Annotated in this window: 14 protein-coding genes; 8 read left to right on the forward strand and 6 right to left on the reverse strand. The window is 58.3% G+C overall.

Features of this window, described 5'->3' with window-relative positions:
* Positions 1–29: 29 nt before the first annotated feature.
* From AC6I8V_RS03090 to yjjG, 3 genes are read left to right on the forward strand one after another with little or no spacing between them, the layout of a single operon-like run.
* Complete coding sequence (locus tag AC6I8V_RS03090; protein WP_497844465.1) at positions 30–440, forward strand: DNA polymerase III subunit psi; 411 nt, start codon at positions 30–32, stop codon at positions 438–440.
* Entirely contained in the window at positions 412–852 is a 441-nt protein-coding gene (gene rimI, locus AC6I8V_RS03095; protein ID WP_497844466.1) for a ribosomal protein S18-alanine N-acetyltransferase, read from the forward strand. The genes AC6I8V_RS03090 and rimI overlap by 29 nt, the downstream gene beginning before the upstream one ends.
* Positions 853–872: 20 nt before the next feature.
* Positions 873–1556: a pyrimidine 5'-nucleotidase gene (yjjG, locus tag AC6I8V_RS03100; RefSeq protein WP_497844467.1), complete on the forward strand. Its 684-nt coding sequence runs from the start codon at positions 873–875 to the stop codon at positions 1554–1556.
* A gap of 142 nt (positions 1557–1698) precedes the next feature.
* On the opposite strand, the gene AC6I8V_RS03105 is transcribed toward yjjG, so the two are convergent.
* A complete protein-coding gene (locus tag AC6I8V_RS03105; RefSeq protein ID WP_497844468.1) occupies positions 1699–2364 on the reverse strand; it encodes a YtjB family periplasmic protein in 666 nt (221 codons plus the stop codon).
* 107 nt (positions 2365–2471) lie between these two features.
* Here AC6I8V_RS03105 and serB point away from each other — a divergent pair, with 107 nt between their 5' ends.
* The 3 genes from serB to nadR all read left to right on the forward strand — a co-directional run bounded on the left by serB (position 2472) and on the right by nadR (position 6218).
* Positions 2472–3449, forward strand: a complete 978-nt coding sequence (gene serB / locus AC6I8V_RS03110; RefSeq protein WP_497844469.1) for a phosphoserine phosphatase — start codon at positions 2472–2474, stop codon at positions 3447–3449.
* A 13-nt stretch (positions 3450–3462) separates the two neighbouring features.
* Complete coding sequence (gene radA / locus AC6I8V_RS03115; protein ID WP_497844470.1) at positions 3463–4845, forward strand: DNA repair protein RadA; 1383 nt, start codon at positions 3463–3465, stop codon at positions 4843–4845.
* Between the two features lie 134 nt (positions 4846–4979).
* Entirely contained in the window at positions 4980–6218 is a 1239-nt protein-coding gene (nadR, locus tag AC6I8V_RS03120; protein WP_497844471.1) for a multifunctional transcriptional regulator/nicotinamide-nucleotide adenylyltransferase/ribosylnicotinamide kinase NadR, read from the forward strand.
* 31 nt (positions 6219–6249) lie between these two features.
* Here the strand turns inward: nadR and AC6I8V_RS03125 are convergent, their stop codons facing one another.
* The 3 genes from AC6I8V_RS03125 to ettA form a co-directional block, all read right to left on the reverse strand.
* Positions 6250–7536 carry an MFS transporter gene (locus AC6I8V_RS03125; RefSeq protein WP_497844472.1) on the reverse strand — a complete coding sequence of 429 codons (1287 nt, stop codon included), beginning with the start codon at positions 7534–7536 and terminating at the stop codon, positions 6250–6252.
* Positions 7529–8686, reverse strand: coding sequence for a mandelate racemase/muconate lactonizing enzyme family protein (locus AC6I8V_RS03130; protein ID WP_497844473.1), 1158 nt, complete (start codon positions 8684–8686; stop codon positions 7529–7531). The genes AC6I8V_RS03125 and AC6I8V_RS03130 overlap by 8 nt, the downstream gene beginning before the upstream one ends.
* 253 nt (positions 8687–8939) lie before the next feature.
* On the reverse strand, positions 8940–10607 hold the full coding sequence (gene ettA, locus AC6I8V_RS03135; RefSeq protein ID WP_497844474.1) for an energy-dependent translational throttle protein EttA: 1668 nt from the start codon (positions 10605–10607) through the stop codon (positions 8940–8942).
* Positions 10608–10793: 186 nt separating this feature from the next.
* Between ettA and AC6I8V_RS03140 the strand changes: the two genes are divergently transcribed.
* Positions 10794–11741, forward strand: coding sequence for a 2-hydroxyacid dehydrogenase (locus AC6I8V_RS03140; RefSeq protein WP_497844475.1), 948 nt, complete (start codon positions 10794–10796; stop codon positions 11739–11741).
* 3 nt (positions 11742–11744) lie between these two features.
* Here the strand turns inward: AC6I8V_RS03140 and deoR are convergent, their stop codons facing one another.
* Positions 11745–12509 carry a DNA-binding transcriptional repressor DeoR gene (gene deoR / locus AC6I8V_RS03145; protein WP_497844476.1) on the reverse strand — a complete coding sequence of 255 codons (765 nt, stop codon included), beginning with the start codon at positions 12507–12509 and terminating at the stop codon, positions 11745–11747.
* Positions 12510–12525: 16 nt separating this feature from the next.
* Positions 12526–13206: a deoxyribose-phosphate aldolase gene (gene deoC / locus AC6I8V_RS03150; RefSeq protein WP_497844477.1), complete on the reverse strand. Its 681-nt coding sequence runs from the start codon at positions 13204–13206 to the stop codon at positions 12526–12528.
* Positions 13207–13384: 178 nt separating this feature from the next.
* Here deoC and rbsK point away from each other — a divergent pair, with 178 nt between their 5' ends.
* On the forward strand, positions 13385–14302 hold the full coding sequence (rbsK, locus tag AC6I8V_RS03155; RefSeq protein WP_497844478.1) for a ribokinase: 918 nt from the start codon (positions 13385–13387) through the stop codon (positions 14300–14302).
* The last annotated feature ends 4 nt before the right edge of the window (positions 14303–14306 follow it).

Below are 14306 nucleotides of genomic sequence, written 5' to 3' on the forward strand. Positions count from 1 at the left end.
CGCATTAGGGCGGCACAACGGGTAACAGCATGACTTCAAGGCGCGACTGGCTTTTACAGCAAATGGGGATTACGCAGTATCAGCTGCGGCGTCCGCGCGTGCTGCAAGGCGAAATTGCGGTTCGGCTGTCGTCAGACACCCGACTGGTGCTGGTGGCTGAACATGCGCCTGCGCTGCATGAACCGCTCATCCGCGATGTACTGCGTACGCTGAATCTTCAGCCCGCACAGGTGATGGCGCTGACGCCCGAACAGTTGCAGATGCTACCGGAACAGGTGGATTGTGCTGGCTGGTTGCTGGGTGTCGAGAGCGAATATCCTTTTAATGGCGTCACGTTTGCGACCGCCTCCTTCAATGAATTAGTCAGCAGCGGCGCGGCAAAACGCGCCCTGTGGCAACAGATGTGTGACCATGACAGCCATCTCTTTCATCACCCCTGAAGACCAGCCGCAGCTGCTGGCAATTGAACGCCGCAGCCATGCGTTTCCCTGGAGCGAGCAGACGTTTGCCAGCAATCAGGGTGAGCGTTTTTTAAATTTCCGCTTCGAGGCGGAAGGCAGGCTGGTCGGTTTTGCCATCACCCAGGTGGTGCTGGATGAGGCTTCGTTATTCAATATCGCGATAGACCCGGATTTTCAGCGCCGTGGTTATGCGCGCCAGCTATTGCAGCATCTGATTGACGAGCTGGCCAGGCGCGACGTGATGACGCTGTGGCTGGAAGTCCGCGCCTCAAATCAGGCGGCGATTGCGTTATATGAGCAACTGGAGTTTCACCAGGTAAGCCGCCGTCCCAATTATTACCCCACTGCCAGCGGACGAGAAGATGCCATCATCATGGCGTTAACGCTGTAGCGTTTTGTCTTAGGAGATCTATGTTAAACGACTGGGACTGCATCCTGTTTGATGCGGATGACACACTCTTCCACTTCGACGCCTATGCCGGTCTGCAACGACTGTTTGCCGGTTATGACGTGCAATTCACCGATCAGGACTACGCCGATTATCAGGCGATCAACAAACCGCTGTGGGTCGATTATCAGAACGGTACGATCTCAGCGTTGCAGCTACAGACGCGCCGCTTTACCGGCTGGGGCAAAAAGCTGAGCGTGGCGCCGGAAGTGCTGAACCACGGGTTTCTTAGCGCGATGGCAGAAATCTGCCTGCCGTTGCCCGGCGCAGCCAGTTTGCTCAACGCGCTGCACGGCAAAGTGAAGATGGCGATTATCACCAATGGCTTCACCGCGTTGCAGCAGGCGCGGCTCGAACGCACCGGTTTCCGCGACTATTTTGACGCGCTGGTGATTTCAGAGCAGGTTGGCGTGCCGAAGCCCGATCGCAGCATCTTCGATCATACGTTGCAGCTGCTTGGTAATCCGCCGCGTGAGCGGGTGCTGATGGTGGGCGACACACCGGAATCCGATATTCTGGGTGGCATGAATGCCGGGCTGAAAACCTGCTGGCTTGACCACGGCACCCGACCCTTACCGGCAGCGATCACGCCGGACTGGCAGGTAAGTAGCCTGCCAGAGCTGGAAACCTTGCTGACAAAATCGTAAGAGTATCTATTCATCAACAGGATGAACCATCCCTGATAAGGCCCGCTGAGCGGGCTTTTTTTTATGCAAGTATCTATTCATCCGGGGGCGCAATGGCGGATATCACTTCACTGCTGCTGGCGGTGACGCTGGCAAAGATGGCTTAAGGCGTTTGTTCTTTTTCCGCTTCCGCCTCTTCTTCCTCTTTGTCTTCCTTCACCGGGGTGCTGGCGGTGAGCAGGAACGGTGACTGCTGCCAGCGGGTGCGGCGGTCGCGCAGCAGGGTACGGGTAAGGATGATGCCAATCGCCAGCGCCAGCAGCATCATCAGACGCAGGATATTGGTGGTGTTATCCACCTGACGCGATTCGGTGACCAGCACATGGGTATCCAGCGTGACGCGCAGAAAGCCCAGCGGGCCGTCTTTGCCATTCAGCGGCTGTACAATCTGATGGTTGAAGTAGCTGCCCGCGCGTTTGCCGTCGAGCGCCAGGCGGTCGCGCACGTTGATGCTTTCGCCGCTGTGCGCCACCAGGTTGCCATCATCGTCGTAAACCGAGGCATCCAGAATGCGGCTGTTGTCCGTGAGCTGTTGCAGGATGGCTTCAATCTGCGGGCGATTGTCGTCGCTATTATCCATCAGCGGATTGAGGCTGAACGCCACCTGTTTCGTCAGGGTGCGCGCCAGCTCCTCCACCTGTTCGGAGCGCGCCATTTGATGGCCGAGACTAAACCAGGATGCACCCTGCATCAGCACCACTAACAGGGCCAGCGAGATAAGAACAATCACCGTGCGATGCAGGCGAAATTTCAGTGCGGTTTTAACCATCAGAAACCCGTGTGACGTAACAGCAGAAAGGCTGGCAATTATGTTGCCAGAACCCGCGCAGACAAGGTAGCCTCTTGCGTGGTTTTGTTGTCCCTACAGGAGCTGTAATGCCAAATCGTCTTACCTGGTGCGATCTGCCCGCCGATGTCTCACTCTGGCCGGGCTTACCCCTTTCCCTCAGCGGTGATGAAGTGATGCCGCTGGATTACCGTGCCGGTCGGACTGGCTGGTTACTGTATGGGCGCGGGCTTGATAAACAAAAGCTTACCGACTATCAGCATCAGCTGGCGGCGGCGATGGTGATCGTCAGCGCCTGGAATGTTGATGAGTATCAGGTGATTCGCCTGGCTGGCTCACTGACGGCGCGCGCCGCCAGACTGGCTCACGAGGCGGGTTTTGACGTGGCGCCGCTCGGCAAGATCCCGCATCTGAAAACGCCGGGCCTGCTGGTTATGGACATGGATTCCACCGCTATCCAGATCGAATGTATCGATGAGATCGCTAAACTGGCGGGCAGCGGTGAGCGCGTGGCGGAAGTGACCGAGCGTGCGATGCGCGGCGAACTGGATTTTAAAGCCAGTCTGCGCGAACGCGTCGGCACTCTGACCGGGGCGGATGCCAATATCCTCAGGCAGGTTCGCGATGCGCTGCCGCTGATGCCGGGCCTGACCACGCTGGTGCAAAAGTTGCAGGCGCTGGGCTGGCAGGTGGCGATTGCCTCTGGCGGCTTCACCTATTACGCCGACTACCTGCGCGACACGCTGCATCTCTCTGCGGCGGTGGCGAATGAACTGGAAATCCGCGACGGCAAACTGACCGGCCAGGTGCTGGGGCAGATTGTCGATGCGCAACATAAAGCCGATACCCTGAATAATCTGGCGCAGCGTTTCAATATCGCCGCCGATCAGACCGTCGCCATCGGCGATGGCGCCAACGACCTGCCGATGATTAAAACCGCGGCGCTGGGTATCGCCTATCATGCTAAACCCAAAGTGAATGAGCAGACGGAAGTCATCATCCGTCACGCTGACCTGATGGGGGTGTTCTGCATCCTGAGCGGCAGCCTGATTCACGAAGAGCGTTAATTAAGGAACTGATTTGGCCAAAGCGGCAAAACGCGCCTTTGTCTGTAATGAATGTGGCGCTGACTACCCGCGCTGGCAGGGGCAATGCAGCGCCTGCCACGCGTGGAATACCATCACCGAGGTGCGCATTGCCGCCTCGCCTGCCGCTGCGCGCAATGAGCGTCTGAGCGGCTACGCTGGTAGCGCTGGCCCCAGCCGGGTGCAGAAGCTGTCGGAGATCAGTCTTGAGGCGTTGCCGCGCTTCTCCACCGGCTTTAAAGAGTTCGACCGCGTGCTCGGCGGCGGCGTGGTGCCTGGCAGTGCCATCCTGATTGGCGGCAACCCTGGCGCCGGTAAATCGACGCTGCTGTTGCAGGTGATGTGCAGGCTGGCGGAAGGGATGAAAACCCTGTACGTCACCGGCGAAGAATCCCTGCAACAGGTGGCGATGCGCGCCCATCGTCTGGGATTACCGACCGAAAATCTGAATATGCTGTCGGAAACCAGCATCGAGCAGATCTGCCTGATCGCCGAGCAGGAACAGCCGAAGCTGATGGTGATCGACTCGATCCAGGTGATGCATATGGCGGAGATCCAGTCCTCGCCCGGCAGCGTCGCCCAGGTGCGTGAAACCGCAGCCTACCTGACGCGCTTCGCCAAAACGCGCGGCGTGGCGATTGTAATGGTGGGTCATGTCACCAAAGATGGCTCGCTGGCCGGTCCAAAAGTGCTGGAGCACTGCATCGATTGTTCGGTGATGCTGGATGGCGATGCCGATTCACGTTTTCGTACCCTGCGCAGCCATAAGAACCGCTTCGGCGCGGTGAATGAGCTGGGGGTGTTCGCCATGACCGAGCAGGGGATGCGCGAGGTCAGCAACCCGTCTGCCATCTTCCTGTCACGCGGTGATGAGATCACCTCGGGCAGTTCGGTGATGGTGGTGTGGGAAGGCACACGTCCGCTGCTGGTGGAGATCCAGGCGCTGGTGGATCACTCGATGATGGGCAATCCACGCCGCGTCGCCGTAGGGCTGGAGCAGAACCGTCTGGCGATTCTGCTGGCGGTGCTGCATCGTCACGGCGGTTTGCAGATGGCGGATCAGGATGTGTTCGTCAACGTCGTCGGCGGCGTTAAAGTCACGGAAACCAGCGCTGACCTGGCATTACTGCTGGCGATGGTCTCCAGCCTGCGCGATCGTCCTCTGCCGCAGGATCTGGTGATCTTCGGCGAAGTCGGGCTGGCCGGTGAGATTCGCCCGGTGCCGAGCGGTCAGGAACGTATTTCTGAAGCGGCCAAGCACGGTTTTAAACGCGCGATTGTGCCTGCGGGCAATGCGCCGAAAAAGCCGATGGACGGTATGAAGGTATATAGCGCGAAGAAGCTGGCCGATGCGCTGGCGATTCTGGATGAGCTTTAGCAGGCCTGGTCGGCATCAATGCCGACCCTACGTGTCGGTAGGGGCGCTATTTATGGCGACCGTAGCAATGGCCGCACGCAATGGAATCACGCCATTTATGGCGACCATATCAATATCTATGCAGGAGGCACCAGATGTCATCATTTGACTACCTGAAAACCGCCATTCGCCAGCAGGGTCACACACTGCAACAGGTGGCGGATGCCAGCGGGATGACCAAAGGCTATTTAAGCCAGCTGCTGAATGCAAAAATCAAAAGCCCGAGCGCACAAAAGCTGGAAGCGTTGCACCGCTTTCTCGGCCTGGAATTTCCGCGCCGCGAGAAAACCGTCGGCGTGGTGTTTGGCAAGTTCTATCCGCTGCACACCGGACATATCTATCTGATCCAGCGCGCCTGTAGCCAGGTCGACGAGCTGCATATCATCATGGGGCATGACGATCCGCGCGATCGCGAGCTGTTCGAAAACAGCGCCATGTCGCAACAGCCGACCATCAGCGACCGTCTGCGCTGGCTGCTGCAAACCTTCAAATACCAGAAAAATATCCGCATCCACTCCTTCAATGAAGAAGGCATCGAACCTTATCCGCACGGCTGGGATGTGTGGAGCAAAGGGGTGAAAACCTTTCTGGCGGAGCAGGGGATTGAGGCGGATTGCGTATATACCAGCGAAGCGCCGGATGCGCCGATGTACCAGCAGCATCTCGGTATAGAAGCGGTGGTGCTCGATCCCAGCCGATCGTTTATGAGCATCAGCGGCGGCCAGATTCGCCAGGATCCTTTCCGCTACTGGGAATATATCCCGACCGAGGTGAAGCCGTTCTTTGTGCGTACCGTGGCGATTTTGGGCGGTGAGTCGAGCGGCAAATCGACGCTGGTGAATAAGCTGGCGAATATCTTCAACACCAGCAGCGCGTGGGAGTATGGCCGCGATTATGTCTTCTCGCACCTGGGCGGTGACGAGATGGCGCTGCAATATTCCGACTACGACAAGATCGCGCTTGGGCAGGCGCAGTACATCGATTTTGCCGTTAAATACGCCAACAAAGTCGCTTTTATCGATACCGATTTTGTCACCACCCAGGCGTTTTGCCTGAAGTACGAAGGGCGTGAACACCCCTTTGTGCAGGCGCTGATTGATGAATATCGTTTCGACCTGGTGATCCTGCTGGAGAATAACGTACCCTGGGTGGCGGATGGTTTGCGCAGCCTCGGCAGTTCGGTGGATCGCCGCGAGTTTCAGTCGCTGTTAGTGACCATGCTGCGTGAGAACAACATCGAATTCGTGCATGTGAAAGAAGATGACTACGACACGCGCTTCCTGCGCTGTGTCGAATTAGTGAAACAGATGCTGGGCGACGACGTTCCGCGTTAAAGATTGCCGGACGCCCTGTCCGGCAAACCCGTTAATGGCTGGCTAACGCGCGCAGGGTATTGACCGCGTTTTGCCGCACCAGCAGCGCCAGCAGCAACATCCCCGTTAACGCCAGCACGCTCGCCAGCACAAACGCGGTGTGGTAGCCGCCGCCGTACTGGATCAGGAAGCCGGTGATGCCCGGCGACAGAATCCCCGCCAGATTCGCCAGCAGATGCACAAAACCCCCTGCGGTACCGATTCGACCTGCCGGAACGATATCCTGCAACAATGACCAGCACGCCTGCGGCGTCATATAAGCAAACACGCTCGCGAGGGTAATCAACGTCACCGCCATCGCCAGGCTCTGGCTCCAGGCGGTGAGCAGCACGCACAACGCGGCGACGGCCAGGCCGACAAAAATCACCAGCTTGCGCGACAGCAGGAAGTTCTGCGTGCGGCGGAACAGCATGTCGCACACCACGCCGCCGCCGAGGAAACCCAGGGTGGCGCCCAGCCACGGCAGGATGCCGATAATGCTCATGCTTTTGATGTCGAGATGCTGGAAATCGGTGAGATAGCTGGGCAGCCACGAGAGGAAGAAATACTGGATGTAGTTAAAGCAGAAGAAGGCGCTGGCAACCCCAAGCACCGGCAGCGACAGCACGTAACGCCATAGCGAATGCTGATCCTGCTGGGGTGAACGCTGGCTCTGACTGGCCGGGCGCGCCTGCATAATCAGCTGGCTTTCCGCCGCGCTGACGCGCGGATGCAGCTCCGGTTTGTCACGAAACAGCAGCAGCCAGCAGGCCACCCAGATAAAGCCCAGCGCGGCAATCACCACAAAGGCGATGCGCCAGCCAAAATTCAGTCCCACCAGCCCGACAATCGGCGCGGCAATCGCCGCACCCAGCGGTTGTCCGGCGTTGGTAAAGCCCACCGCGCGGCCCACTTCCTGACGCGGAAACCAGTTAGCAATCGATTTATTGGTGGTGGTGCCCATCGGCCCTTCACCGATGCCAAACAGCATACGCACAATCAGCAGGTGGGCGAAACCGGTGACCAGCGCGGTTGCGCCACAGAATAGCGACCAGATAGTGGCGGCCCAGGCGTAGACGCGGCGCGGGCCAAAGCGGTCGGCTGCCCAGCCGCCGAGAAAGCAAAACAGGCAGTAGCCAATAAAGAAGCAGCTGAACAGAATGCCCATCTGCGCATCATCGATCCCCAGATCCTTTTTCACCAGCGGGGCCATCACCGACAGCGCAGCGCGATCAAGGTAGTTCAGCATCCCGGCGCAGAACAGCAGCAGGGCGATCACCACGCGATAATTTTTAAACATGACGATGCACTCCCCGTTGATCAATGCGCAGATGGGATATCCGGTAATCCTGCAAGACCTGCTCATCCGGCAGATAACCAAGGCCAGGGCGATCGCTCAGGGTGAAACTCACGTCACGCGGCAGATCGGGATAGAGTTGGGCGGCGAAATCGATCCACGGGATCTCCATTTTGACGCTGTCCGGCAGCAGCGCCACCAGATGAGCGGTCGCCAGCATCCCTGCGCCGTAGTAGAAGCAGTGCGGCACCACGCGCACCCGATATTGCTGCGTCAGCTCGAATACCCGCAGCGCGGCGGTGATGCCGCCCACTTTGGCGACGCTCGGCTGCGCCACATCAACCGCGCCACTCTCCAGCAGATTGACGAAGCCAAAATCGCCATCGACATTTTCCCCGGCCGCCAGCGGCACCCCGATGCGCCGCAGCTGGGATAAACCGTCAAAATCATCCGGCGGCCAGATCGGTTCTTCCAGCCAGCCCAGTTCCAGCGAGCGCAGTTCATGCGCCTGCGCATTGGCCTGCTCGCGCGTCCACGGACAGTTCACGTCCACCATCAGTTCCACCCCGGCTGGCAGCGCGGCGCGTGCGGCGGCAATGGCGGGGTAGGTGGTTTCATGCAGCTTGAGGGTGCTGAAGCCCTGCTGATGGGCGCGCTGCACCTGTGCCGCCACGTCGGCGGGATCGTTGGCGTAGCTTACCAGGCTGGCGTAGCGTTCAATCCGCTGTCGCGGGGCGCCAAGCAGCTGCCACAGCGGCTGCTGACGCTGCTGGCCGAGCAGATCCCACAGGGCGATATCAATGCCCGACAGCGCGTAACGCACCGGACCGCTGCGCCCAAAGGCGTGCAATGCCTGTTCGGCGCTTTGCATCAGCGTGCTGATGGCCTGCGGGCTGGCGGGCAGCTCGCGTTGCAGGAAAAAAGGGGCGACTAAGCTGCATAGCGCCTGTTCGCTTACCGGATTCGCCAGATGCCCAAACGCCTCGCCCCAGCCCACCAGGCCGCTATCGCTGGTGACTTTGACCAGCAGCGTTTCCATACGGCTCAGGGACGGTGAGGCCGCGTTAAACGTGGTTTCCTGCTCCGCTGGTGGACGGCGATGCGCATCAAAGGGGATCGCGAGGCGCATCACTTCGATCAACGATATCTTCATGCCATAGACCTCGTAAGGGTTACGCCCGGCGTGAAGAGTTATGGAGAAGGCCGGGACTGAGAGGGATAAATCAGGTCAACAGCGAGTATAAAAAGCGCATCGAGGCGCAGCATCGGGCAACAGCCCAGGAGTGAAGGCAGATTCAGGCGGCTTTTTGGGCCGATCAACGGGGGTGGGTGCAGGGGATCACAAATTGCGGTAATAAAACAAAAAGGCACCCAAAAGGGTGCCTTTTATCATTGCCTTAGCGCAATTACTTCGCCATACGCTTGTACTTGATACGCTTCGGCTCCAGCGCGTCAGCGCCGAGGGTGCGTTTCTTGTACTCTTCGTATTCGGTGAAGTTACCTTCGAAGAACTCCACTTTACCCTCATCCTGGTAATCGATGATGTGGGTAGCGATACGGTCGAGGAACCAGCGGTCATGCGAGATCACCATGGCACAGCCTGGGAATTCCAGCAGGGCGTTTTCCAGCGCGCGCAGGGTTTCGATGTCGAGGTCGTTGGTCGGTTCATCGAGCAGCAGCAGGTTGCCGCCCACCTGGAGCAGTTTCGCCAGGTGCAGACGACCACGCTCACCGCCGGACAGCTCGCCAACGCGTTTGCCCTGGTCGGTGCCTTTAAAGTTAAAGCGACCCACGTAGGCACGGCTCGGCATCTCGGTGTTGCCGATACGCATAATATCCTGACCGCCGGAGACTTCTTCCCACACGGTTTTGGTGTTGTCCATCGCGTCACGGAACTGATCAACAGACGCCAGCTTGACGGTTTCGCCCAGCTCGATAGAACCGGAATCCGGCTGCTCCTGGCCCGACATCATGCGGAACAGGGTCGATTTACCGGCGCCGTTCGGCCCGATGATGCCGACAATCGCGCCTTTCGGCAGCGAGAAGGAGAGGTCATCAATCAGTACACGATCGCCATAGGATTTGCTCAGATGGCTGACTTCCACCACCTTGTCACCCAGACGTGCGCCTGGCGGAATGAACAATTCGTTGGTTTCGTTACGTTTCTGGTATTCGGTGCTGTTCAGTTCTTCGAAGCGTGCCAGACGGGCTTTGCCCTTCGACTGACGGCCTTTCGCGCCCTGACGCACCCACTCCAGCTCTTTCTCAATGGATTTGCGACGTGCCGCTTCGGAAGAGGCTTCCTGCGCCAGACGCTCATCTTTCTGCTCCAGCCAGGAAGAGTAGTTACCTTCCCATGGAATACCTTCGCCGCGGTCCAGCTCCAGAATCCAGCCAGCAACGTTATCGAGGAAGTAACGGTCGTGGGTAATCGCCACCACGGTGCCTTCGAAGTCGTGCAGGAAGCGTTCCAGCCAGGCCACGGATTCGGCATCCAGGTGGTTCGTCGGTTCGTCGAGCAGCAGCATGTCCGGCTTTTCCAGCAGCAGACGGCACAGCGCGACGCGGCGACGCTCACCACCGGACAGGTTGCCGATAATCGCATCCCACTCCGGCAGACGCATGGCATCTGCGGCGCGGTTCAGCTGGGTTTCCAGGTTGTGACCATCATGGGCCTGGATCACTTCTTCCAGACGACCCTGTTCGGCGGCCAGCTTGTCGAAGTCGGCATCCGGGTCAGCGTACAGCGCGTACACTTCGTCGAGACGCTTCAGCGCGCCAACCACTTCGGACACCGCTTCCTCAACGGATTCACGCACGGTGTGTTCCGGGTTGAGCTTCGGCTCCTGCGGCAGGTAGCCCACTTTGATACCAGGCTGTGGACGGGCTTCCCCTTCGATATCGGTATCGATACCGGCCATGATGCGCAGCAGGGTAGATTTACCCGCGCCGTTCAGGCCGAGGACGCCAATTTTTGCCCCAGGGAAAAAGCTGAGAGAGATATTCTTCAGAATATGACGCTTCGGCGGAACGACTTTGCCGACGCGGTGCATGCTATAGACGAATTGAGCCACGTTGTAATGAGCCTCTTGGTCTGTGGAGGTGAACGTCAGATGCTGAAGTTTAGCCGTTTTCCCGGTTCAATCACAGCCGCGCGGCGGCGAAACTTCCGCAAGCGCCTGCGGAAATGGATAACTGTTTGATTCTCACTCAACGACCGGACTATGCTGGTTTTTTGCCTTAAAACCGGAGGAGGTTCGATGAGAGTGCTGATTGCTGCGGATGAACATGCCTGGGGCGGATTGATTCCTTCAATCCGTCAGACGTTGCCCGATGTGGAATTTGTCGCCTCGGCGGGCCATGCGGCGGAGAGTCTGGCCGGATTTGATGCGCTGGTGCCGGGCATGTGCCGGGTTGATGCGCGGCTGCTGGCGACGGCAGATCGCCTGAAACTGATTCAGCAGGCTGGCGTCGGGCTGGAAGGCGTCGATATCGACGCGGCAAAAAAGGCCGGAATTATGGTGGCCAATGTGCCCTCGGATCACTCCGGCAATGCCGATTCGGTGGCGGAGCTGGGTATCTGGATGATGATCGGCCTGGCGCGCCGCCAGCAGGAGATCGCTCAGTGTCTGGCGGCGCAGCGGCTAGGGCAGCCTATTGGGATGGGACTGATGGGCAAAACCGTCGGCCTGGTGGGGCTGGGCGGCATCGGCAAGGCGCTGGCGAAACGCCTCGCGCCCTTTGGAATGCGGATGATTGGCGTGAAGCGCGAGGCCGATGAGGCGTTTGCCCGTCAGCATCAGCTGGCGTGGGTGGGCAGCATCAGCCAGCTGCCGCAGCTGCTGGCGGAGTCGGATTTTGTGGTGCTCAGCCTGCCGCATAACAGCGAAACCCATCAGATCATCAATGCCGCCGCGCTGGCGCAGATGAAGCCGGACCGTTTCCTGATTAACCTTGGGCGCGGTGGCCTGATCGACAAGGCCGCCTTCCTCGCCGCGCTGGAAAACAAAACGCTGGCCGGGGCCGGTCTGGATGTGTTCTGGCAGGAGCCGCCGGACCCGCAGGACCCGGTGTTCCGGCATAACGTGATTGCCACGCCACATATCGGCGGCGTCACCGACATCTCGCTGGCGGGCAATATCAAAGGCGTGTGCGATAACCTGCGCCGCCTGCGTGACGGCGAAGCGGTAGTCGATCGCTGGGCTTAACGGCTAAGGCAGACGCAGCGGAATATTTTGTTGCGTCAGCCAGTTTTTCAGGGCCTGGTCTGGTGCGCTGTCGCTCACCAGCAGGTCAAAACGACGCAGCTCACCAATACGCGCGGGGAGCACTTTGCCATATTTACTGCTGTCAGCCACCAGAATACGCTGGCGTGCACGCAGCATCGCGTGATGTTTCATCGCCAGTTCATTGGTGTTGTAGCAGGTGGCACCCTGCTCCTGGTCGATACCTGCCGCTGAGATAAACGCCAGCGTTGGACAGAGATCGTCGAGGATTGAATGTGCGCCAATCGGTGTAAACAGCGCATTATCGGCATGGAATTCGCCGCCGCTTAAGATGACATTGCAGGCCGGTTTCTCTTTCAGCGCCAGAAAGGTGTTCATGGCACAGCAGATGGCGGTAAAAGGCAGGGTATCGGGAATGGCATCCACGATGTAGGGCAGCGTGGTGCCGCAGTCAAAAAAAACCGTATCATTTTCACTGATCAGACTGGCAGCGACCTGGGCAAGACGTTGCTTGCGGGCGGCGTTCTGCCCATGTTGATCGGAGATAAAATAGTGCCCGGCGTGGCTTTTCGGATCGCTGACGATGTAACCCCCTAGCAGCACCACCGTGGAGGCAGGGTCCGTCAAATCACGACGGATGGTCATCTCGGAAACGCCCAGCAACTGCGCCGCATCTTTCAGGTGCAGTTTGTCGGTGCGTTTAAGTGCCTGAGCCAGCTTGTGAATGCGTTCGTCGCGCCGGGTTTCCATGAGCATCTCTGTGTAATTAGTATCCTGAACCCGACGCTGCGTGGCCGGTGACGATCGCCACACCAGAGCTGGTGCCAATGCGTGTGGCGCCTGCATCGATCATCGCCTGGGCCGTCTGGCGATCACGTACCGCACCAGAGGCTTTTACCGCGACATCGTAACCTGCGCTGGCTTTCATTAACCGCACATCTTCCACGCGCGCGCCGCCATGACTGAAACCGGTGGAGGTTTTCACAAAAGCAACCTGCAAATCACGACAAATCTCACAGATTTTAATGATTTGCGACTCATCCAGCAGACAGGTTTCTAATATTACCTTTAATGGGATCGGCCCGCAAACTTCGCGCACCGCCGCAATATCCGCCGCCACGGCGGGGATATTACCGCTCTTCAGCCAGCCCACGTTAATCACCATATCAATTTCCTGCGCACCAGCGACGATCGCCGCACGCGCTTCAAACGCTTTGACCTCGGTTAGCGTGGCACCCAGCGGGAAGCCAATCACGGCACACACCTTCACCTGACTCTCCGCCAGGCATTGCGCAGCCAGTGGGACATAACCCGCATTAACACACACGGCGTAAAAGTGATGTTGCCTGGCTTCAGCACAGAGTTGGCGAATTTGCCCGTCGGTGGCGTCGGCGGCGAGCTGGGTGTGATCGATGTAGCTGGCATAGTTGGGGGTTGACGTCGTCATAGCATTCTCCTGGTGAGTGTCATTTTGTTAAAATAATCACATGAAGGTGGCGCGTCAATCACCGCTTTCCGTTTATTTTCTCTTTTTACTCTGTGGTTTTTGTCACAAAAATAACTTTATCGAACTGATATTGTGATTTTCATAACATTAAAGATTGAAAATTGACCGGGAGAAAACGATGAAAATAGCGGTGATTGGGTCAAACATGGTGGACCTCATAACTTACACCAACAGTTTGCCGAAAGCGGGAGAAACCCTCGAAGCCCCTGATTTTGCGATCGGTTGTGGGGGTAAAGGCGCTAACCAGGCCGTTGCAGCAGCGAAGCTGGGTGGCAACGTGATGATGGTCAGTAAGGTGGGCGACGATCTGTTTGCGCCGAATACTGTCGCGAATTTGCAGCAGCAAGGCGTGGACACGCGCTTCGTAACCACCGCGCCGGGGACCTCCAGTGGCGTCGCGCCGATCTTTGTTGATGATCATTCGCAAAACCGCATCCTGATCATAAAAGGAGCCAATCAGCAGCTGAAACCGGCCGATATTGATGCGGCGGCAGAGGCGCTGAAAGCCTGCAAGTTAATGATTTTGCAGCTGGAAATCCCGCTGGAAACGGTCTATTACGCCATCGATTTTGCCCGTCAGCATGACATCAAAGTGATCCTCAATCCTGCTCCTGCGGTCGCCTCCCTCGATATTCACTATGCCTGCAAATGTGACTTCTTTATGCCGAATGAAACCGAACTGGAGATTCTGACGGGGATGCCGGTCAGTACCGATGCGGAGGTTCAACTCGCCGGTCAGTCGCTGCTTAAACGCGGACTGAAAAACCTGATCATTACCCTCGGCAGCCGGGGATCGCTGTGGATGACGGGTGATGAGGTGCATCAGGTTGCTCCGGTTGTGGTGCAGGCGGTGGATACCAGCGGGGCCGGAGATGCCTTTATCGGCTGTTTTGCCCAGGTGCTGGTGAAAACCGGCGACATCCTGGCGGCGATGCAGCAGGCATCCGCCTACGCCGCCTGTAGTGTGACCGGCCGTGGCACGCAACGCTCTTATCCAGACGATGAGACTTTTCAGCGTTTTATCAACATTCACTGAGGTC

The organism is Pantoea sp. X-Soil-TKNS-1207, from assembly GCF_059730485.1.

What these genes read in the sequence shown, in the direction of transcription:
- AC6I8V_RS03090 (WP_497844465.1), top strand. Translation starts at nt 30, where the DNA reads ATGACTTCAAGGCGCGACTGGCTTTTACAGCAAATGGGGATTACGCAG.
- rimI (WP_497844466.1), top strand. Translation starts at nt 412, where the DNA reads ATGACAGCCATCTCTTTCATCACCCCTGAAGACCAGCCGCAGCTGCTG.
- yjjG (WP_497844467.1), top strand. Translation starts at nt 873, where the DNA reads ATGTTAAACGACTGGGACTGCATCCTGTTTGATGCGGATGACACACTC.
- AC6I8V_RS03105 (WP_497844468.1), bottom strand. Translation starts at nt 2,364, where the DNA reads ATGGTTAAAACCGCACTGAAATTTCGCCTGCATCGCACGGTGATTGTT.
- serB (WP_497844469.1), top strand. Translation starts at nt 2,472, where the DNA reads ATGCCAAATCGTCTTACCTGGTGCGATCTGCCCGCCGATGTCTCACTC.
- nadR (WP_497844471.1), top strand. Translation starts at nt 4,980, where the DNA reads ATGTCATCATTTGACTACCTGAAAACCGCCATTCGCCAGCAGGGTCAC.
- AC6I8V_RS03125 (WP_497844472.1), bottom strand. Translation starts at nt 7,536, where the DNA reads ATGTTTAAAAATTATCGCGTGGTGATCGCCCTGCTGCTGTTCTGCGCC.
- AC6I8V_RS03130 (WP_497844473.1), bottom strand. Translation starts at nt 8,686, where the DNA reads ATGAAGATATCGTTGATCGAAGTGATGCGCCTCGCGATCCCCTTTGAT.
- AC6I8V_RS03140 (WP_497844475.1), top strand. Translation starts at nt 10,794, where the DNA reads ATGAGAGTGCTGATTGCTGCGGATGAACATGCCTGGGGCGGATTGATT.
- deoR (WP_497844476.1), bottom strand. Translation starts at nt 12,509, where the DNA reads ATGGAAACCCGGCGCGACGAACGCATTCACAAGCTGGCTCAGGCACTT.
- deoC (WP_497844477.1), bottom strand. Translation starts at nt 13,206, where the DNA reads ATGACGACGTCAACCCCCAACTATGCCAGCTACATCGATCACACCCAG.
- rbsK (WP_497844478.1), top strand. Translation starts at nt 13,385, where the DNA reads ATGAAAATAGCGGTGATTGGGTCAAACATGGTGGACCTCATAACTTAC.